Genomic DNA, 20,024 nt, shown 5'->3' with positions numbered 1-20,024 from the left:
GGCCGGGCCAGTCTACAGGTCGTCTCGCAGGGCCTGTCCGACGGTGGCCACCATGGCGCCGACGGCGAAGCGGGGCTTGACGTTGGTCGCCAGTGCTTCGCGGCATTCGAGCACCGCCTCGATGCAGCGCAGCAGCCGATCCGGCGGTGCGTGGGCGGCGATGGCCGCCACCGCATCGGTCATGTCCGGGTGATTCGGCCGGGCCACACCCGCTGCTGCCGTGGCGGCCAGCAGGGCGTCGCGGAAGTAGGTGGCCAGATCGATCAGGGCCCGGTCCAGCGCATCGCGGGCGGCCCGCTTCTGGCGCGAACTCTGCCGGCGCTCCAGGTCCTTGATCACCCCGGCGGTGCCGCGCAGCGTGCCGGCGGTGCCTTTGCCGGTGCCGCCGGCGCCCAGCGCGGTGCGCAGTTCCTCGGTCTCGGCTTCGTCGCGGTCGGCGGTCAGATCCCGGGCCTCAGACTCCGCGGCGGCCACCAACTCGTCGGCCGCGGTGAACGCCCGCGACGGGGTGGCCGCGTCGCGCACCAGCGACAGCGCCCGCCGGCGGCGCTGCTGGGCATCGGAATCGGTGGCCAGCCGTCGGGCCCGGCCCACGTGGCCGCCGCTGACCGCAGCCGCCCAGTCCGCGGTCTCGCGATCGAGCCCGTCGGTCTCGATCAGCACCTGGGCGATAGCGGCCGGCGACGGCGTCACCAGCGCCACGTGGCGGCACCGGGACCGCAACGTGATGGAGATGTCCTCGGGGTCGACCGAGGGGGCGCACAACAGGAACACCGTCGAGGGCGGCGGCTCCTCAACGACCTTCAGCAGGGCGTTGCCCGCGCCCTCGGTGAGCCGGTCGGCGTCCTCGACCACCACGATCTGCCAGCGGCCGGTCCCGGGCCGCCGGGAGGCGGCCTGCACGATGGCCCGCATCTCATCGACGCCGATGGACAGCCCCTCCGGCACCACTCGCCGCACATCGGCGTGGGTGCCGGCCATGGTTGTGGTGCAGGCGCGGCACCGGCCGCAGCCGGGGCCGCCGTCGGCCTCGTCGGCGGTGCACTGCAGCGCGGCGGCGAAGCACACCGCCGCGATCGACCGCCCGGATCCGGGCGGGCCGGTGATCAGCCAGGCGTGTGACATACCGCCCGCGGTCATCCCACTGTGCGCTGAATCACGGCGAGAAGCCCGTGCGGCGGCCAGCAATTCGGCTTCGACCGACTGCTGGCCCACCAAACGCGCGAAAACCCCGGACATCATCGGTCACAGTAGTGGCTTAACCGGACATTTGGACTCGGGCTTTGTCGTCTCGCCCGATACGGTGTGCTGGTGAGCACCACGACCATGGTCGGGCGGATCAGCCGATTCGTCCGCTGGGTCGTGCGCACGCCCTGGCCGGTCTTCACGCTGAGCATGCTGCAGGCCGACATCATCGGGTCGCTGTTCGTCTTCGGTTTCCTGCGGTTCGGCCTGCCCGACGAAGACCGCATCAACCTGCAGGACCTGCCGCGCCTGAACCTGGCGCTGTTCGCCGTCGTCCTGCTGTGCCTGTTCGCCATCGGCTTCTCGCTCAGCACCGCTCTGCTGATGCCGGTGTTCCGCTGGCAACGCCGGGAGGCGCTGCTGGCCGATGTGGAGATCCCGGACTCCGACCCGGCAGATACCGAACTGGCCCGGTCCCGGGCGCTGCGGATGCCGTTCTACCGCTCCCTGATCAGCATCGGTTACTGGACGGTCGGCGGGGTGGTGTTCGTCGCCATCAGCTGGCAGGTGGTGCACAAGGTGGTGCCGGTGGTGGTCACCGCCACCGCGCTGGGGGCCGCCGCCACCGCGATCATCGGCTACCTGCAGTCCGAGCGAGTGCTGCGCCCAGTCGCCGTCGCAGCCCTGCGTGACGGCACTCCGGAGAATCTGCGGGCGCCGGGGGTGATCCTTCGGCAGCTGCTGACCTGGCTGCTGTCGACCGGGGTGCCGGTGCTGGCGATCGTGCTGTCGGTGTTGGCCGGCAAGGCATCGTTGCTCAACGCCTCACCGGACAAACTGTTCACCCCGATCCTGCTGATGGCGCTGGCCGCGCTGGGGATCGGGCTGGCCGGCACCGTGCTGGTGTCGATGTCGATCGCAGACCCGCTGCGCCAACTGCGCTGGGCGCTGGGCGAGGTGCAGCGCGGCAACTACAACGCCCACATGCAGATCTACGACGCCAGCGAGCTCGGGCTGCTGCAGGCCGGCTTCAACGACATGGTGCGCGACCTGGCCGAGCGGCAGCGGTTGCGCGACCTGTTCGGCCGCTACGTCGGCGAAGACGTGGCCCGGCGAGCCTTGGAGCGCGGCACCGAGCTGGGCGGCCAGGAACGCGACGTGGCGGTGCTCTTCATCGACCTGGTGGGTTCCACCCAGCTGGCTGCGACGCGGCCACCCAGCGAGGTCGTCAACCTGCTCAACGACTTTTTCCGGGTCGTGGTGGAGGCCGTCGGACGCCACGGCGGTTTCGTCAACAAATTCCAGGGTGACGCGGCGCTGGCCATCTTCGGTGCACCCATCGAGCACCCGGACGCCTCAAGCGCGGCCTTGGCAGCGGCCCGCGAACTGCACGACGGCCTGCTGCCGGTGCTGGGTTCCGAAGAGTTCGGCATCGGGGTCTCGGCCGGCCGGGCCATCGCGGGCCACATCGGCGCCCGAGCCCGTTTCGAATACACCGTGATCGGCGACCCCGTCAACGAGGCTGCCCGGCTGACGGAGCTGGCCAAGCTCGAGGAGGGCCACGTGCTGGCTTCGGCGGTCGCGGTCAGCGGCGCCGTGGACGCCGAGGCGCTGTGCTGGGAGGTCGGCGAGATCGTCGAGTTGCGTGGGCGCACTGCTCCCACTCAGCTGGCGCGGCCGCTGAATCTTGCTGCGCTGGAACCGACTTCGGACGAGGCGGCCGACGACACCGAAACCTCGGTCTCGGCCGACTGACTCAGCTCTTGGCAGCCTTTTTGGCGGCCGCTTTCTTCGCCGGCGCCTTCTTGGCGGGGGCCTTGCGGGCCGTCTTCTTGGCGGCCTTCTTCGCCGGCCCCCGCGCGCGGCGGTCGGCGAGCAGTTCGGCGGCACGCTCATCGGTGATCGTGGCCACCTCGTCGCCCTTGCGCAGGCTGGCGTTGGTCTCACCGTCGGTCACGTAGGGACCGAACCGGCCGTCCTTGATCACCATCGGCTTGCCGCTGGCCGGGTCGGTACCCAACTCCCGCAGCGGCGGAGCCGCCGCCGACTGGCGGCCACGGCGTTTGGGTTCGGCGTAGATCTTCAACGCCTCGTCCAAGGTGATCTCGAAGATCTGCTCCTCGGTGGCCAGCGACCGAGAATCGGTGCCGCGCTTCAGGTATGGCCCGTAGCGGCCGTTCTGCGCGGTGATCTCCTCGCCGGACTCGGGGTCGACACCCACCACCCGCGGCAACGACAGCAGCTTCAGTGCATCCTCGAGCGTCACGGTTTCCAGGCTCATGCTGCGCAGCAGCGAACCGGTGCGCGGCTTCGGGCCGGTCGGCTTCTTGCCCTTCTTGGCAGTGCTGCCGGACTCGTCGTCCGGGGGCGGCGGCAGGACTTCGGTGACATACGGGCCGTAGCGGCCGTCCTTGGCGACGATCTCGTGCCCGGTGGCCGGGTCGACACCGAGCGACCGGCCCTCCTGCGGGGTGGCGAAGCGTTCCTCGGCCAGCGCCAGGGTCAGCTCGTCGGGGGGCAGCGAGTCGTCCAGGTTGGCCCGCTGCGGAGTGGGCTCGCCGTCGTCGCCGGTGATCATGCGCTCCAGGTACGGGCCGTTCTTGCCCACCCGCACATAGATCGGCCGGCCCTCGGCGTCGTCGAACAGCCGGATCGAGTTGATCTCGCGGGCGTCGATGCCCTCCAGGTTGACCCCGACCAGCTTCTTCAGGCCGCCGGCCCGCGCGATCGAGTCGTCGACGCCGTAGTCGCCACCGAAGTAGAAGTTGTGCAGCCAGTCGACCCGGCGCTGGCGTCCGGCCGCGATCCCGTCGAGCTCGTCCTCCATGGCGGCGGTGAAGTCGTAGTCGACCAGCCGGCCGAAGTGCTGCTCGAGCAGCCCGATCACGGCGAAGGCCACCCAGGTGGGGACCAGGGCGCTGCCCTTCTTGTAGACATAGCCGCGGTCCTGGATGGTCTTGATGATCGAGGAGTAGGTCGAGGGCCGCCCGATGCCCAGCTCCTCGAGTGCTTTGACCAGCGAGGCCTCGGTGTAGCGCGCCGGCGGATTGGTGGCGTGGCCGTCGGGGGTCAGCTCGGTGGCGTCCACCCGCTGGCCCTGGGTGAGCTGCGGCAGCCGGCGCTCGGCGTCGTCGGCTTCACCGCCGGCCAACTCGTCGACGGTCTCCACGTAGGCCTTGAGGAAGCCGGCGAAGGTGATGGTGCGGCCACTGGCGGCGAACGTCACCTGCTGGCTACCGGACTGTCCGCCGATCCGCAGGCTCAGCGTGGTGCCACGGGCGTCGGCCATCTGCGAGGCGACGGTGCGCTGCCAGATCAGCTCGTAGAGCCGGAACTCGTCGCTGCCCAGCTCGTTGCGGACCGCGTCGGGGGTGGCGAAGGTCTCGCCGGCCGGCCGGATCGCCTCGTGGGCTTCCTGGGCGTTCTTGACCTTGCGGGTGTACTGCCGCGGCGACGGCGAGACGTACTCCTCGCCGTAGAGCTGGCGCGCCTGCGTGCGGGCGGCATCGATAGCCGACTGCGACAGCGTCGTCGAGTCGGTACGCATATAGGTGATGTAGCCGTTTTCGTAGAGCCGCTGGGCGATGCTCATGGTCCGCTCGGCGGAGAACCGCAGCTTGCGACCGGCTTCCTGCTGCAACGTCGAGGTCATGAAGGGCGCGTAGGGCCGCCGGGTGTAGGGCTTCTCCTCCACCGACGTCACCGACAACGACGCGCCCTGCAGGCCCGCCGCCAGGGCGGTGGCCGCGGCTTCGTCGAGTACCCGCACCTCGTCCGGCTTCTTCAGCGCTCCCAGCGAGTCGAAGTCGCGACCGCTGGCCACCCGCAGGTCGTCGACGGCCACCAGTCGGGCGCTGAAGTTGGGCGGGGACGCTGTCGGGTCGGAGACGCTGGCGTCCAGTTGGGCGACGACATCCCAGTAGGAGGCGCTGCGGAACGCCATCCGCTCGCGTTCGCGCTGCACGATGATGCGGGTGGCCACCGACTGGACGCGGCCCGCCGACAGCTTCGGCGCGACCTTCTTCCACAGCACGGGGCTGACCTCGTAGCCGTACAGCCGGTCCAGGACGCGCCGGGTCTCCTGCGCGTCTACCAGGTCGATGTCCAGGTCGCGGGGGTTCTCGGCGGCGTTGCGGATCGCCGGCTCGGTGATCTCGTGGAACACCATTCGCTTGACCGGGATGCGCGGCTTGAGGGTCTCCAGCAGATGCCAGGCGATCGCCTCGCCCTCCCGGTCACCATCGGTGGCCAGATAGAGCTCGTCGACGTCCTTGAGCAGGCCCTTGAGCTCGGCGACGGTGCTCTTCTTGTCGGGACTGACGATGTAGAGGGGTTCGAAGTCGGCATCGACGTTGACACCGAGCCGCGCCCACGCTTCGGTCTTGTACTTGGCCGGCACGTCGGCGGCGTTGCGCGGCAGGTCCCGGATATGCCCTCGAGAAGACTCGACGATGTAGTTGCGGCCCAGGTAACCCGCGATTTTCCGTGCCTTGGTGGGCGACTCGACAATGACGAGCCGCCGCACGGGTGAATTATCGCCGTTGCGGGCGCTCACCGTCTTAGAGTCAGCCACCTTGCGCTTACCACTCCACTTCTGTCCGCACCGCCGCGTCGCGCCTCCGGTGGACAACTGACAATCTCGCACTCACGACCGCGCCGATGCAAACCGGCGTTCAGCAGTGCATTCTCTCAAAGCCCGTCCGGATGACCCGGGATCGTGGCTCCGACACGCGGCCATTGACGTAACGCCTCGGGATCCGCGGGTGATTCCCCGACGTTTTCGACCAGCCGCGACAACCTGCGCCGGCCGGTGATCCGCAGCGCCGGATGACCCCCGCGCGTCCCGATCAGGGTGGGCGCGATTCCGACCCGCATCATGGCCGAGGCCAGCGGTTCGTAGGTGTCCGGCGCGTGCGGGTCGAGTCCGAGCAGGTAGCGGTCGTCCTCGGCGGAACCCGCCGCCAGCGTCCACGCCCGCAGCTCACGCGGACCCGGCAGCCACTGCGGCGGAACGGTCTTCACCGCCCCGCGGGTCCATGCCCGGGCCAGCACGCGCAGGCGCGCGTCGACCGCAGTCCGCACCAGCGGGGTGTCTTCTTCGGTGCGAGTGACCTCGGACATCAGACCTGCCTCGCCGATCAGCTCGGCCAGTGCCACGGCTCGCCAGGTGGCGTCGACCACGACCGACAGCCGCGCTCCGTCGCCCACGACGACGATCTGTCCCGGGCCAGCCAGCACCCCGGTGAGGTCGGTGACGCTCGGCGGCACCGACTCTGCCGAAAAGAAGGAAAGCTGGCTCACGTCACAGACAGTAAGCCGGTGAACCATCCGGCGGCATCCGGGGCAGTCTTACCCACCCGAAACGAAACCCCCCGGCCTAGCTCCGTTGGTGGAAGCTGCCCGGGGGGTGACGTCAAATTCCGTAGCTCAGACGGCGCGGACGCCGGTGGCCTGGGGGCCCTTGGGGCTCTGCCCGACCTCGAACTCAACCCGCTGATTTTCCTCGAGGGTACGAAAACCGGACCCTTGGATTTCCGTGTAGTGGACAAACACGTCCGCTGACCCGTCCTCGGGCGCGATGAAGCCGAAGCCCTTCTCTGCGTTGAACCACTTCACAGTTCCCTGTGGCATTTGTCGATCTTTCCTTACTCTTCTTGCCCGGTGCGGTGCGCACCGTTGTTCGGGGCACCGATTTTTCGCTGCCCCGGGCCTGTTCCAACCGCCGTACCCTGGCGGTCGGCCGATGCTGACACCGACGCTCCCTCGCGGGCACTGCGGCCGCAACCACAGATCCTGCGAAGGCTTAACACGAACACAGAAGCTACGACCGCCATCAGTCAACCATGTTCATCGCGCCGAGGACAGACTGCGGTGCCGAAATCTCGGCCGAAGGGTGAACAATACGGCGGCGGGCATTCGAGGCCGGCGGTTCAGCGAGACTCGACGTAGGAGAGGCGAGGCTGGGGCCGCCGCATAAACCAGGTAATTGAGGATGGAGCCAATGACGGCGAATTTCGGCGGGGAATTGCTCGCCGCCGCGCTCGCCGGGGTGGAAATGGGTGAAGACCCGCTTCGTCACGTCGCCGACCTGCCGGCCTCAGCGGGCCGCACCGGGGCCTGGCCGGACTGGGCCGAGCCGGATGTGATCGGTGCCTTCACCGGGCGCGGTATCGAGGTGCCGTGGTCGCATCAACTGGCCGCCGCCGATTTGGCGCACGCCGGGCAGCACGTGGTGATCAGCACCGGGACGGCGTCGGGGAAATCGCTGGCTTATCAGCTCCCGGTGCTGCAGGCACTGGCCGACGATCCGCGCGCCCGGGTGCTGTATCTGTCACCGACCAAGGCGCTGGGGCACGATCAGCTGCGCGCGGCACACGCCCTGACCGCGGCGGTGCCGCGCCTGTGCGGCGAGGCCACAGCCGTGGCACCCACCGCCTACGACGGCGACAGTGCCACCGAGATCCGCCGGTTCGCCCGGGAACGGTCCCGCTGGATCTTCTCCAACCCGGACATGATCCACCTGTCGCTGCTGCGCAACCACGCCCGCTGGGCTGCCTACCTGCGCGGACTGCGCTTCGTGATCGTCGACGAATGCCACTACTACCGGGGGATCTTCGGCTCGCACGTGGCGATGGTGCTGCGACGGCTGCTGCGGTTGTGTGAGCGTTATGCGGCGCCGGGTGCGGTTGCCGGGCCCACCGTGATCTTCGCCAGCGCCACCACCGCCGCACCCGGCGCCAGTGCGTCGGCGCTGATCGGCAGGCCCGTTTCTGAGGTCACCGAAGACGGATCGCCGCACGGCGCCCGGACCGTGGCGCTGTGGGAGCCGGCCCTGCGCACCGATGTGACCGGCGAGAACGGTGCCCCGGTGCGCCGCGCCGCGGGCAGCGAGGCGGCCCGGGTGATGGCCGACCTGATCGCCGAGGGGGCACGCACCCTGACCTTCGTGCGCTCGCGTCGGGGCGCGGAACTCACCGCGCTGGCGGCCCGCACCCGCCTGGAATCGGTCGCCCCGGCCCTGGTCGACAAGGTCGCCTCCTACCGGGCCGGTTACCTGGCCGAAGATCGCCGCGCCTTGGAGCGTGCGCTGGCCGACGGGGAGCTCTACGGCCTGGCCACCACCAACGCCTTAGAACTCGGAGTGGATATCGCCGGGTTGGACGCGGTGGTGATCGCCGGCTTCCCCGGCACGGTGACCTCCTTCTGGCAGCAGGCGGGCCGGTCGGGCCGGCGGGGTCAGACGGCGCTGATCGTGCTGGTCGCTCGCGACGATCCGTTGGACACCTACCTGGTGCACCACCCCGCGGCGCTGCTGGACAGGCCGGTCGAGCAGGTGGTGATCGACCCGTCCAATCCCTATGTGCTGGGGCCGCAACTGCTGTGCGCGGCCGCCGAGCTGCCGCTGACGGTCACCGAGGTGGCGCAGTGGGGCGCCGAGGAGGTGACCGGCGCGCTGGTGGACGACGGATTGTTGCGGCGGCGAGCCGAGAAGTACTTCCCGGTGCCGGGGCTCGACCCGCACGCGACGGTGGAGATCCGCGGGTCGGCCGGCGGGCAGGTGGTGATCGTGGAAGCCGACACCGGCCGACTGCTGGGCAGCGTCGATGCCGGGCGAGCGCCGGCCACGGTGCACACGGGCGCGGTGTATTTGCATCAGGGCGAAAGTTATGTGGTCGATTCGCTCGACATCGAGGGTCAGATCGCGTTCGTGCACGCTGAGGATCCCGGCTACACCACGTTCGCTCGCGAGATCACCGACATCGACGTGACGGGCGAAGGCGAACGCGCCTGGTTCGGTCCGGTCAGTCTCGGTCTGGTTCCGGTGACGGTGACCCGCCAGATCGTCGGCTATCTGCGGCGGTTGCCGACCGGGGAGGTGCTGGACTTCGTCGACCTGGACGTTCCGCCGGCGACGTTGCCCACCATGGCGGTGGTCTACACCGTCACGGCAGAGGCGCTGGCGGCCTGCGGGGTCCCCGAGCCTGCGATCCCGGGAGCGTTACACGCCGCCGAGCACGCGGCGATCGGGCTGCTGCCACTGGTGGCCAGCTGCGATCGCGGCGACATCGGCGGCCTGTCCACCGCCGTCGGCCCGCTGGCGCTGGGCGGTCTGCCCAGCGTCTTCGTCTATGACGGCCATCCGGGCGGTGCCGGCTTCGCCGAGCGGGGCTTCCGCGCGGCGGCAACCTGGCTTTCCGCCACCGCGGACGCGATCGAATCCTGCGAGTGCCCGAACGGCTGTCCGTCGTGTGTGCAATCGCCCAAGTGCGGTAACGGCAACGACCCATTAGATAAGGAAGGCGCGGTGGCAATACTGCGTCTGGTGCTCGGCAAGCTGGACGGCGCGGGCAGGCAGTGACTGCGGGAGTCGGCCGACCCCCCGAACGGCCGACTCCCCCGAGCCCCTACCCCGGCGACTGCGTCGCAGTCACAGGCGTCACCGCGCATCACGCGGGACCGTAAGACGAACGGTCGAAGATGCGATCCGTTCCCCACCCGATACGTGACCGGATGCGGCCGTAAGTTACCGGCTACACCGGAACCTCCGCAACTCGACCGCGCGGCGCTCGGGACGAAAATTGCGTCAGTTCCGGGAAATTACCCGCGGTTAACGCTGGTAGAGGGCCGGTGGCCGTAATATCGCGACTTGTGGCGAACGACTGGTTGCTGGTGGAGACCCTCGGTGGTGAACCGGTAGTCGTCGCGCAGGACCGTCAGCTGAAGAATCTGGTGCCCCTCACGCAGTTCCTGCGACGCAGCCCACACCACGCGGCGATTCGGACCGCGATCGCCGAAACAGTGCGCACCAATCAGAGCCTGGCCAGCATCACGCCCCGCCCCAATCGGGTGATCCGCACCGAGCCGGTGGTGATGTCCGACGGCCGGGTGCACGGGGTGCATGTCTGGACCGGGCCGGCCGACACGGAACCGCCCGGGCGGCCCATCCCCGGCGCATTGAAGTGGGACCTGACCCTGGGCGTGGCCACCGACACCGTGGAGTCGCTGACCAACAGCGGCAAGGACCCCGAGGTGGAGGCAACGCACGGTCGCGCGTTCGTCGAACAGCTGCCCACCCGGGAGTTCAGTCCCAACGAGAACAAATTGCTGGCCCTGGCGATCCGGGCCGAAGCGGGACAGACGATCTGCAGCAGTTGGGATGTCACCGATTTCACCGGCGAGAACATTCGAGTGGGCTTCGTGGTGCGCACCGCCCGCGAGGTCGTCCCCGGCGGGCAGGAGCATCTGGTGACGCGCGGGCTGAACTGGCGCTGCCATTTCGACGGCGCAGTGCATCGTCCCGACTACTTGGCGCAGCAGATCCTGCGCGCACTGGCCCAGCCGGGCGTGTACCGGGCCATGGGGGATCTGTCCAACCGGCGAATGCTGAAGTGGCTGGATGGACCGTGCCCGTTCTACGACTGGCGCAGTCCGGAGGCATCGCGCATTCATCCCGACGACCAGGAGCGGGCCACTCGGATGGAAGCCGACATGGCTCGTTTGCGGGCGCCGGCCAGCGGCGTGCTGCGGCTGCGCCAGCAGGACGGCGGCTGGGCGCCGCTCCACGTCACCGTCACCCAGGTAGAGCTCGACGAGGGGACCATGGCCGGGCTGGTCGCGCTGCGACTGCCCAACGACGCCGAACTCGCCGACGCCGGGTTGAGCGCCGCCGCGGAGACCTCCTAGCCGACCGGCCCGGCGCGCGCCGTCGCCCGGGCGGGACCGAGGCGCCAGCCGGGCACCGGCATCGCGACGGTGACCACCGCGTCGAGTCCGTCCACTGTGCAGCTGATGTCACCGGCGTGCATCCGCGAGCCCAGCATCGTCGCCCACGCGCAGGCCTCGGCGGGCCCGGCCGGAACCCCGCTCGCGCCGGCCAAAGCCGCCAGGTCGGCGATGGCCTGGGCACGGTGTCGGGCGATGACCGCGGCGCCGAGCACGAAGCCGCCGCCGGTGATGCTCAGCAGCACCACGATCATCGCGGCAGCGGCCACCGTGGCCGCGCCGGCGTCACCGCGACGGTTCGACCGCCGCGACCGCTTCGGCGGTGATCGCCAAGCCGGGCAACAGAACCGGCCGGGCGGTGACGCGGGCGACCACCACGTCGCCTTCGGTGCGCAGTGCGACTGTCGCACCGTCGGGGGCGACGCGTCCCACCACGGCGGTGACCGCGGCGGTGTCGCCCCGCGCCGCCAGCCGGGCGGCCTCCCGCGCGGCGTCGACGCAGCGGATCTGGGCGGACACCGCGGTGATCCCGGCCAGGCAGAACACCAAAACGCAGACCAGGGCCGCCAGCGCGAACGCCGCCTCGACGGTGCTGGCGCCGGAGTCCGCGACGATTCGTGCACGGCCGCGCACCACCCTCAGACCTTGGTGTTCAGTGCCCGGCCGATCACGCGGTTCAGCGCTGAGACGATCGAATCGCCGGTGACCACCGTGTAGAGGATGGCGCCGAAGGCCGCGGCAGCGATAGTGCCGATGGCGTATTCCACCGTGGACATCCCGGAGTCGTCGGATGCCAGCAGCACCATCTTCAGCGACAGCACACGAAACACGTTGCGCGCCCATGCTATCTGAGTTTTCACAGCGCCTCCTTCATCGATCCCTCTCCTTCACAGCAGGCCTGAGCTCAGTACGCCGCCGGCCAGCCCGGCCACGACCGGCACGATGCCCAGGCAGACGAACGCGGGCAGAAAGCACAGTCCGAGCGGCCCGGCGATCAGCACGCCGGCCCGCTCCGCGGCGGCCGTGGCCGAATGCGCGGCCTCTTCGCGACACTGTGCGGCGAGTTCACCGAGCCCGGTGGCCAACGCGGTGCCCGATGACCCCGACCGCCGGGCCAGACGCAGGACCGCGACGGTCGTCGGGGCGAGCTCCCCGACAGCCGGATCGTTCGGCGCCGACCAGGCAATGCCCGGTTCGGCACCCAGCGCCAGCAGCTCCGCCCCGCGATGCAACGCCGCCGCCAGCTCCGGCGGAGCGTGCCGGGCGGTGGCCGCGGCCGCTGCCGACACCGACATTCCGGCGGTCAGGCAGAGCGCGAACACCTCGAGGTCGGCCGCCAGCGCCAGCGCGTCGCCGCCCGGAGCGGCCCGCCGCGGCGCCGGCCGCTGCAGGCGAGGCTGCCCAGCCCGCGATCGCACCGTCGCCGGTCCGGCGGCAGCGACCACCGCCACCGCCAGAAGGATCGCGGCGGCGGTCATACGGCCCCGCCCGCATGGCTGGTGATCCGGTCTGACCACAGCAGCCCGGCGCAGACCAGGCATATCCCGATCAGCGACAGCACCCCACCGGTTCCGCCGAGCAGAAAGACCACCGGCCGAGCTCCGATCAATTGCCCCAGCAGCACACCCAGGACCGGGAGGCAGGCCAACAGCGTCGCCGAGGCGCGGGCGCCGGCCATTCCGGCGTCGACTCGTGCCGAGAATCTCTGCCGCGCCGAGACATCGCGTTGCGCCGCCTGCATCAGCGTGGCGATCGCCAGGCCGTGTTGGCCGCCGAGCTCCCAGTAGGCGGCGAGCCGCTCCCACAGCGAGGGCAACGCCGAACAGGCGGCGGCGTCACGCAGGCCGGTCGCGACGTCGGCTCCGAGTTGGGCCCGGGCGGCGACACCGCCCAGACCGGCCGCCACCGCGGGATGGGTGGACTCGGCGGCCGCGAGCGCAAACGCCCGCACCGGATGCGCTCCGACACGCAGCTCACCGGCCAGGGCGTCCAGCGCGGTCTCCAGGGCACCCGATTCGGCGACCGCCCGGCGGCGACGCAGACCACGGCGGCGGCGCGCGACGGCGGTGGTGCCCAGCACGGCGCCGGCCAACCAGATGCTTTGCGGCAGAAACAGCGCAGCCAGCCCAACCGCCGCAGCCGCGGCGGCGAAGAGGGCCCAGCGGCCGGTCCGTCCGGCGACCCGACCGCGCAGCAGCGGACCGGCCGGCGCGATCCGGCGGCGCGGCGAAACAACGAGCAGTGTCGCCGCGGCCAACGCCAGTGCGGCGGTGGTTGGGCCGCTCATGCGGGCATCCGTTCGCGCAGCAGGGCACGGAATTCGACGGCGTGATCGGTCAGGCCTCGCCCGATCTGCCACACCGGTGCGGCCTGAACCTGCCCGGCGGCGGTGCGGCGCAGCATCGAGATGTCGGTGAGCCGCCGCTTGCCGTCGTGGGCCCGGGCGACGTGCAGCAGCACCTGGACCGCCGCTGCCAGCTGGCTGTGCAGGCCGGCCCGGTCCAGACCCCCCAGTGCGGCAAGCGCTTCCAGGCGGGCCGGGACTTCGGCCGAATTGTTGGCGTGCACGGTTCCGGCGCCGCCGTCGTGGCCGGTGTTCAGTGCGGCGAGCAGGTCGACCACTTCGGCGCCCCGCACCTCGCCGACCACCAACCGATCCGGCCGCATCCGCAGCGCCTGCCGCACCAGTTCGCGCAGGCCCACCTCGCCGGCGCCTTCGACGTTCGCCGCGCGGGCCACCAGCCGGACCAGGTGCGGGTGGCGCGGCTGCAGCTCGGGTGCGTCTTCGACGCACACCACCCGCTCGGCCTCGCTGACGGTGCCGAGCAGGGCGGCCAGCAGCGTGGTCTTCCCGGCGCCGGTGCCGCCGGAGACCAAAAACGCCAGTCGGGCGGTGATGATGTCGGCCAGCAGCGCGGCCGCCTGCGGCGCGATGGCACCGGCGGCGGTCAGTGCGGCGAGATCTTGCGTGGCCGGGCGCAACACCCGCAGCGACAGGTAGGTTCCGCCGGCTGCCACCGGTGGCAGGATCGCGTGGAGGCGCACGGTGAATTCGCCGGTGGCTCCGACGTTGAAGCCGTGCAACTGCCCGTCGACCCAGGGCTGGGCGTCGTCGAGCCGGCGCCCCGCGGCCACCGCCAGCCGTTGGGCCAACCGTCGCACCGCGGCTTCGTCGGCGAACCGAACCTCGCTGCGCCGCAGCCCTGCCCCGTCGTCGACCCATACCGCGTCGGGGGCGGTGACCAGGACGTCGGTGGTGCCCGGGGAGCACAGCAGGGGTTCCAGCACGCCGGCGCCGCTCAGTTCGGTCTGCAGCACCCGCAGACTGGACAGCATTTCGGTGTCGCCGAGCACTCCACCGGATTCCGCGCGGATTGCGGCGGCAACCGCCTGGGGACGCAGTTCCGTCGATTGACCGGCCTCTGCGGCAAGGCGTTCCCGCACTCGGTCGATCAGCGAATCTCTCATGACGCCAGCGCTTTCCGCTGCGGCAACAGCTCCAGCACCTGACCGGCTGCCGCCGCCAGCGCGGACCGGCGGTGCAACCGCAGACCGGCGTGTTCGAGTCGCTCGGCCAGTCGGGGCTCGGCCCGCACCGCGGCCAGCAGCGGCAGCCCGACGATCTCTGCCACCTCCGCGGCGGTCAGACCGCCGGGCGCCGGTCCGCGCACCACCAGGCCGACATGGGGATTGACCGCGCGCAGCCGCGGTGCGATTGCGGCGCCGGCCGCGCACGACCGTACGTCGCAGGAGCTGACCACCACCACGAGATCGGCGACGCTCATCGCGGCTTCGGCCGGATCGACCAATGACCGGGGCAGATCGCAGATCACGGTGACCCCGCCACGACGTGCCGCATCCACCACCGCCTCGACGGTGCCGGCGTTGACGTCAGTGATCTCGTGGGAAGCGTCGCCGCGGCGGGCTCCCGACAGCACACTCACCCCGAGCCGGCGGGGCAGCGCTTCACGAAGCGCCGCCCAGTTCAGCCGCCCACTGTGCTGCGCCAGGTCACGCCAGCCCAAGCCGGCAGCGCCTTCGGTGCCCACCAGCAGATCGACACCCCCGCTCCAGAGATCGAGGTCGACCAGCAGCGCATCACCTGCACGCTGGGCCATGGCCGTGGCCAGCAGCGATGCGCCCGCACCCCCGCGGGCGCCGATCACCGCGATGACGTCGCCGCGCCGCGATCCGTCGGGCACCGACTCGCCGGCCTCAGCCAGCTCGGCCACCAGCTCGTTGCCGTCGGCAGGCAGCACCATCACCCGTTGCGCGCCGATCGCGACAGCGGCCTGCCAGCTGAGGGTGGTGGGTGGCTCACCGGTGAGCACGATGACGTGGGGACGGCGCGGCAGCCGGGCCTGGCCGCAGCGGACGGCCGCCTGTTCGTCGAGGACCACGGCAGCAGCGGCCGACCAGGCCCTGCGGTGGGGCACCTCGGCGCCGAGGTGGACGGCCCGTAGACCCGCGGCTGCGGCCACCCGGTCCACTTCGTCGCGCAGCGGCATCTGGGTGACAAGGGCCAACAGGCCGGCGGCTGCGCTCACCGGTTCACTGTGGCGCGACGACCCCCGCCACGACGTAGGACCGTCACCAACTGGGGATGAAAATTCCTACTGTGGATAACTCGAAGTTATGTGTTACCGGCTAAATCAAACTAATCGGATGAAAAGCCCGATCTGCAACACGTTCCAGTCAACTCGAGGGCTCTCCGGCGAACAAATTACCGGTTAAAAAAGACGACCCCCGCCAGGGGGGGAGGAGGCGGAGGTCGTCGCGTATCAACCCCGGGGGGTCGGGCCGATACACCCTCAGCATAAGCCGAGTGATGCCACTATACACACGACCAGGTGGTCCGGCGCAAGTATTTGCAAGTGTTGCTATCAAACGGCGACCTAAATCTCGCACTACGTGTGAAGTGCTCTTTCTTCGTTAGCGCCGGGTTAGCAGGCCTAGCGGACCTATGCTGTGGCGGTGACCGCATCCACTCCGCAGCCACAGTCGGCGCCCGCCTCACTCGCGGCCGCCACCGATCCTTCCGGGGCCCCCCGAACCCGCACCGCGGCGTTCCTGGACCTCGACCAAACGGTCATTGCCAAGTCCAGCGCGCTGGCCTTCAGCAAACCCTTTATGGACCAAGGACTGATCAACCGTCGTACGGTGCTCAAGTCGAGTTATGCCCAATTCCTGATGCTGTTGTCCGGCGCCGACCATGACCAGATGGAGCGGATGCGCGCCCACCTGACCAACATGTGCACCGGTTGGGACGTGGAACAGGTCAAGTCGATCGTCAACGAGACGATGCACGACATCGTCACGCCGCTGATCTTCGCGGAGGCGGCCGAGCTGATCGCCGATCACAAACTCTGCGGCCGCGACGTCGTGGTGGTCTCGGCCTCCGGGGAGGAGATCGTGGCTCCCATCGCCCGGGCATTGGGCGCCACCCACGCCATGGCGACCCGGATGGTGGTCGCCGACGGCAAGTACACCGGCGAGATCGCGTTCTACTGCTACGGCGAAGGCAAGGTGCAGGCCATCCGCGAGCTGGCCGCCCGCGAGGGCTACCCCCTGGAGCACTGCTACGCCTACTCGGACTCGATCACCGACCTGCCCATGCTGCAGGTGGTCGGACACCCCTCGGTGGTGAACCCCGATCGCGCCCTGCGCAAAGAGGCGATCGCCAACGGCTGGCCGATACTGACTTTCTCGCAGCCGGTGTCGCTGCGTGACCGCATCCCGGCGCCCTCGGGGGCTGCACTGGCCACCACGGCTGCGGTCGGCTTCAGCGCACTGGCCGCCGGCGCACTGACCTACTCCCTGCTGCGCCGACTGGTGCCCTGAGCGACCTCCAGCAAACTTCACGGGTCACAATCCGATGACACCGCGCGCCTCGGGCGCGATTGACCCTTGATGTGTCGTGTGTCACGTAGTACAAAGGAAGCACGGAAGCCGGCAAGGCCAGGGTCGACCCGGAAGAGAAGGATCGATCTCCCGAGCCGCACTTCCCAGTACGGAGAGCGGTACCCACGCGGAGCCACAGCCGCGAAGATGGCAGAAGTGTTGCGGGCCTGCGTAATTGCGGAACGTGATCGGTGTCGACAGCCCTTTGGGTGGGGCAGCAGCCGAAGAACACCGCAGGAGCGCCGAGGCCACCCACGCAGCCCACGTTGGACGCTTGGTAACCGTGTACCGTGCTAGCGGGCGGCGAGCCGAATCATTCGGAGCGCCGCCCGCTTCGTTGTCTCAGGACGTTTCGCAGCAGCGGTGAATCACCGCTCAGCGACCCGCCTCAGCAATCCCCAGCGCATCGAGCGCACCGGTGCGCATCGCGCCGCAGCACAGCAGCAGCCAGGCGGTGACGCCCTCGGCTGAGCCGCTCGCGAAGTCCGCCGCCGCCCGCCGGTAATCGCGCGCGTTGCGCATCCAAGTCACCTCGGGCACGCCCAGGCCGTGGCGGTCCAATCCGCTGGCGATGGTGACCAGCCGCGCCGCGCCGCGAGCCACCACGCCGTCGGCGCTGCCGAACGGCGCAAGCGTCAGAAGTTCGCCGTGCACCACCGCCGCGAAGACCGGGGCCGCCACCGACGTACCGCCGGTGGCCAGGTCGGCCAACATCTCCAGCCGGCGACCGACCGCCGCGCCGCCCTCGGGCCGGCCGAGCCGTTCCTCGTCGACGAGGTCCGCGGCGGCCAGCACGTGCAGCCGGGCCAAGGCCTGCAGCGGCGCACGCCGCCACACCTCGACCAGACCGGTCTCCCCGCCTTCCAGAGCCTGGGCCACCCGCAGCGCCCCGGCGAACACCGGGTCAGAGGTCGCCTCGGCGTCCACGGCCGAGGGACCCCCGTCGAGCACCGACGATGCCCGCGCCGCCCGCAACGAAGCCTCCGCAGCACTGACCGGCCAGCCCCGCATGTTGGTCTTGTGCCGATGCACCCGAGCCAACTCGTCACGTACCTGTTCACTGGCCTCGGACACACCGGGCAGCTGAACTAATGGGGCCAGTGGATCCTCCGCGGTGGTCACGGGCTGTGACACTACCGGCGAGGAGATCGAGGTGATTAGGCTCGGTGACCGTGACCGCAACCCCTGCCGCCTCAGCGTCGACGTACCCTCCCTCCGCCGCGTTCGCCGCGCAGGCCAACGCCGGTCCTGAGTTGTATCGCGCCGCCGAAGCCGATCGGCTCGGGTTCTGGGCGGAGCAGGCCAAGCGGTTGAGCTGGGCGACGCCCTTCACCGAGGTGCTCGACTACTCAGACGCTCCGTTCGCGCGCTGGTTCGGCGACGGCAAGCTCAACGTCGCCTACAACTGCGTGGACCGCCACGTCGAAGCCGGCCTCGGCGACCGGGTGGCGATCCACTGGGAGGGAGAGCCGCACGGCGAGGCCCGCACCATCACCTACGCCGACCTGCTTGTCGAGGTCTCCCGGGCCGCCAACGCCCTGACCGCGCTCGGTCTGGTCGCCGGCGACCGGGTGGCGATCTACCTGCCGATGATCCCCGAGGCGGTCATCGCGATGCTGGCGTGCGCGCGCCTGGGCGTGCTGCACACCGTGGTGTTCGCCGGGTTCTCCGCGCACGCGCTGCGCTCCCGGATCGACGACGCCGAGGCGAAGCTGGTCATCACCTCTGACGGACAGTTCCGCCGCGGCCAGCCGGCGCCACTCAAGCCCGCGGTCGACGAGGCCTTGGCCGAAGAGAGCAGCGTCGAACACGTGCTGGTGGTTCGGCGCACCGGCGGCGAGGTGTCCTGGAACCCCGACCGCGACCTGTGGTGGCACGACGTGGTGAATCCGGCTGCGCCGCAGCACACCCCGGAAGCGTTCGACGCCGAGCAGCCGCTTTTCCTGCTGTACACGTCGGGGACCACGGGCAAGCCGAAGGGCATCGTGCACACCAGCGGCGGCTATCTGACGCAGGCGGCCTACACCCACCACTACATGTTCGACCTCAAGGCCGCCTCCGACGTCTTCTGGTGCACGGCCGACATCGGGTGGGTCACCGGCCACACCTACGCGGTGTACGGGCCGTTGGCCAACGGTGCCACCGAGGTGATCTATGAGGGCACCCCGGACTTCCCGGACCACCACCGGCACTTCGACATCATCGAAAAGTACGGCGTGACAATCTATTACACCGCGCCCACCTTGATCCGCACGTTCATGAAGTGGGGCCGCGAAGTGCCCGACGCCCACGACCTGTCCAGCCTGCGGCTGTTGGGCTCGGTCGGCGAACCGATCAATCCGGAGGCCTGGCGCTGGTACCGGCGGGTGATCGGCGCGGACGCGGTTCCGGTGATCGACACCTGGTGGCAGACCGAGACCGGCGCGGCGATGATCACCCCGCTGCCCGGAGTCGCCACGGCCAAGCCGGGCGCTGCGATGACTCCGCTGCCCGGGATTTCGGCTCGCATCGTCGACGATCACGGCGATCTGTTGTCGCCGGACGATGCCGGCGGGGAACCGGTGTCGGGCTACCTGGTCATCGATGCGCCGTGGCCGGCGATGACCCGCGGGATCTGGGGCGACCCGGAGCGGTTCGTCGCTACCTACTGGTCGCGCTTCGCCGAGCAGGGCTGGTACTTCGCCGGTGACGGCGCCCGCTACGACGCCGACGGCGACATCTGGGTGCTGGGCCGGATCGACGACGTGATGAATGTTTCCGGGCACCGGATCTCCACCGCTGAGGTGGAGTCCGCGTTGGTCGGTCACGAGGCGGTGGCCGAGGCCGCCGTCGTCGGCGCCGTCGATGAGCAGACCGGCCAACGGATCTGCGCGTTCGTGGTGCTGGCGGCCTCGCACACCGATGTGGGCGGCGCGATCGTCGAGGACCTGCGTGAGCGGGTCACCGTGGAGATCTCGCCGATCGCCAAGCCCCGCGACGTGCATGTCGTGCCGGAACTGCCCAAGACCCGCAGCGGCAAGATCATGCGGCGGCTGCTGCGTGACATCGCTGACGGCCGCGAACTCGGCGACACCTCAACCCTGGTGGACCCCAGCGTGTTCGACGCGATTCGGGCGGCCGACTAGGACAACGCGGGCCTAGCTGTGATGTCCAGGGAGGTTGGTCAGCCGGGTGATCGGCGGTTTGCCTCCGATGGCGGAGTGTGCGCGGTGGTG

At 70.0% G+C, this 20,024-nt stretch carries 17 protein-coding genes; 5 read left to right on the top strand and 12 right to left on the bottom strand.

What is annotated here, in order from left to right; translation table 11 throughout:
• Nucleotides 1-12: 12 nt before the first annotated feature.
• A complete protein-coding gene (locus AWC18_RS12040; protein WP_207504804.1) occupies nucleotides 13-1,239 on the bottom strand; it encodes a DNA polymerase III subunit delta' in 1,227 nt (408 codons plus the stop codon).
• An 87-nt stretch (nucleotides 1,240-1,326) separates the two neighbouring features.
• Between AWC18_RS12040 and AWC18_RS12035 the strand changes: the two genes are divergently transcribed.
• Nucleotides 1,327-2,940, top strand: coding sequence for an adenylate/guanylate cyclase domain-containing protein (locus tag AWC18_RS12035; protein ID WP_234784481.1), 1,614 nt, complete (start codon nucleotides 1,327-1,329; stop codon nucleotides 2,938-2,940).
• Between the two features lies 1 nt (nucleotide 2,941).
• On the opposite strand, the gene topA is transcribed toward AWC18_RS12035, so the two are convergent.
• The 3 genes from topA to AWC18_RS12020 form a co-directional block, all read right to left on the bottom strand.
• Nucleotides 2,942-5,740: a type I DNA topoisomerase gene (topA, locus tag AWC18_RS12030; protein WP_420093332.1), complete on the bottom strand. Its 2,799-nt coding sequence runs from the start codon at nucleotides 5,738-5,740 to the stop codon at nucleotides 2,942-2,944.
• 134 nt (nucleotides 5,741-5,874) lie between these two features.
• Nucleotides 5,875-6,486, bottom strand: coding sequence for a hypothetical protein (locus AWC18_RS12025; protein ID WP_085138881.1), 612 nt, complete (start codon nucleotides 6,484-6,486; stop codon nucleotides 5,875-5,877).
• A gap of 126 nt (nucleotides 6,487-6,612) precedes the next feature.
• Nucleotides 6,613-6,816, bottom strand: a complete 204-nt coding sequence (locus tag AWC18_RS12020; protein ID WP_005138711.1) for a cold-shock protein — start codon at nucleotides 6,814-6,816, stop codon at nucleotides 6,613-6,615.
• Nucleotides 6,817-7,186: 370 nt separating this feature from the next.
• Between AWC18_RS12020 and sftH the strand changes: the two genes are divergently transcribed.
• Complete coding sequence (gene sftH / locus AWC18_RS12015; RefSeq protein ID WP_085138880.1) at nucleotides 7,187-9,544, top strand: DNA 3'-5' helicase SftH; 2,358 nt, start codon at nucleotides 7,187-7,189, stop codon at nucleotides 9,542-9,544.
• A 290-nt stretch (nucleotides 9,545-9,834) separates the two neighbouring features.
• Nucleotides 9,835-10,869, top strand: a complete 1,035-nt coding sequence (locus AWC18_RS12010) for a PAS domain-containing protein (protein WP_085138879.1) — start codon at nucleotides 9,835-9,837, stop codon at nucleotides 10,867-10,869.
• Here AWC18_RS12010 and AWC18_RS12005 read toward each other — a convergent pair.
• The 7 genes from AWC18_RS12005 to ssd form a co-directional block, all read right to left on the bottom strand.
• Nucleotides 10,866-11,177, bottom strand: coding sequence for an Rv3654c family TadE-like protein (locus AWC18_RS12005; RefSeq protein ID WP_234806512.1), 312 nt, complete (start codon nucleotides 11,175-11,177; stop codon nucleotides 10,866-10,868). The genes AWC18_RS12010 and AWC18_RS12005 overlap by 4 nt on opposite strands.
• A 16-nt stretch (nucleotides 11,178-11,193) precedes the next feature.
• Nucleotides 11,194-11,541, bottom strand: a complete 348-nt coding sequence (locus AWC18_RS12000) for a TadE family type IV pilus minor pilin (RefSeq protein WP_064998327.1) — start codon at nucleotides 11,539-11,541, stop codon at nucleotides 11,194-11,196.
• A gap of 5 nt (nucleotides 11,542-11,546) precedes the next feature.
• A complete protein-coding gene (locus AWC18_RS11995; protein WP_082961124.1) occupies nucleotides 11,547-11,714 on the bottom strand; it encodes a DUF4244 domain-containing protein in 168 nt (55 codons plus the stop codon).
• 81 nt (nucleotides 11,715-11,795) lie between these two features.
• Entirely contained in the window at nucleotides 11,796-12,386 is a 591-nt protein-coding gene (locus AWC18_RS11990) for a type II secretion system F family protein (protein ID WP_064998305.1), read from the bottom strand.
• Nucleotides 12,383-13,195 (bottom strand): type II secretion system F family protein, encoded by an 813-nt coding sequence (locus AWC18_RS11985; protein ID WP_064998304.1) that lies wholly within the window; start codon nucleotides 13,193-13,195, stop codon nucleotides 12,383-12,385. The genes AWC18_RS11990 and AWC18_RS11985 overlap by 4 nt, the downstream gene beginning before the upstream one ends.
• Nucleotides 13,192-14,376, bottom strand: a complete 1,185-nt coding sequence (locus AWC18_RS11980; protein ID WP_064998303.1) for a TadA family conjugal transfer-associated ATPase — start codon at nucleotides 14,374-14,376, stop codon at nucleotides 13,192-13,194. Before AWC18_RS11980 ends, AWC18_RS11985 begins: the two co-directional genes overlap by 4 nt.
• Entirely contained in the window at nucleotides 14,373-15,416 is a 1,044-nt protein-coding gene (gene ssd / locus AWC18_RS11975; protein WP_064998325.1) for a septum site-determining protein Ssd, read from the bottom strand. The genes AWC18_RS11980 and ssd overlap by 4 nt, the downstream gene beginning before the upstream one ends.
• A gap of 466 nt (nucleotides 15,417-15,882) precedes the next feature.
• Between ssd and AWC18_RS11970 the strand changes: the two genes are divergently transcribed.
• Complete coding sequence (locus AWC18_RS11970) at nucleotides 15,883-16,749, top strand: HAD-IB family hydrolase (protein WP_064998324.1); 867 nt, start codon at nucleotides 15,883-15,885, stop codon at nucleotides 16,747-16,749.
• A 435-nt stretch (nucleotides 16,750-17,184) separates the two neighbouring features.
• On the opposite strand, the gene AWC18_RS11960 is transcribed toward AWC18_RS11970, so the two are convergent.
• A complete protein-coding gene (locus AWC18_RS11960; protein WP_085138878.1) occupies nucleotides 17,185-17,931 on the bottom strand; it encodes an oxidoreductase in 747 nt (248 codons plus the stop codon).
• A 50-nt stretch (nucleotides 17,932-17,981) separates the two neighbouring features.
• On the opposite strand from AWC18_RS11960, the gene acs reads away from it, so the two are divergent.
• The gene (acs, locus tag AWC18_RS11955; protein ID WP_085138938.1) at nucleotides 17,982-19,934 is read left to right on the top strand and encodes an acetate--CoA ligase; all 1,953 of its coding nucleotides are present in this window, start codon (nucleotides 17,982-17,984) and stop codon (nucleotides 19,932-19,934) included.
• Nucleotides 19,935-20,024: the final 90 nt, after the last annotated feature.

The sequence above is a fragment of the Mycolicibacter nonchromogenicus genome, assembly GCF_002101775.1.
Taxonomy (GTDB): domain Bacteria; phylum Actinomycetota; class Actinomycetes; order Mycobacteriales; family Mycobacteriaceae; genus Mycobacterium; species Mycobacterium nonchromogenicum.
The sequence above is the reverse complement of the archived record's forward strand: the minus strand, read 5'-3'. Positions and strand labels throughout refer to the sequence as shown.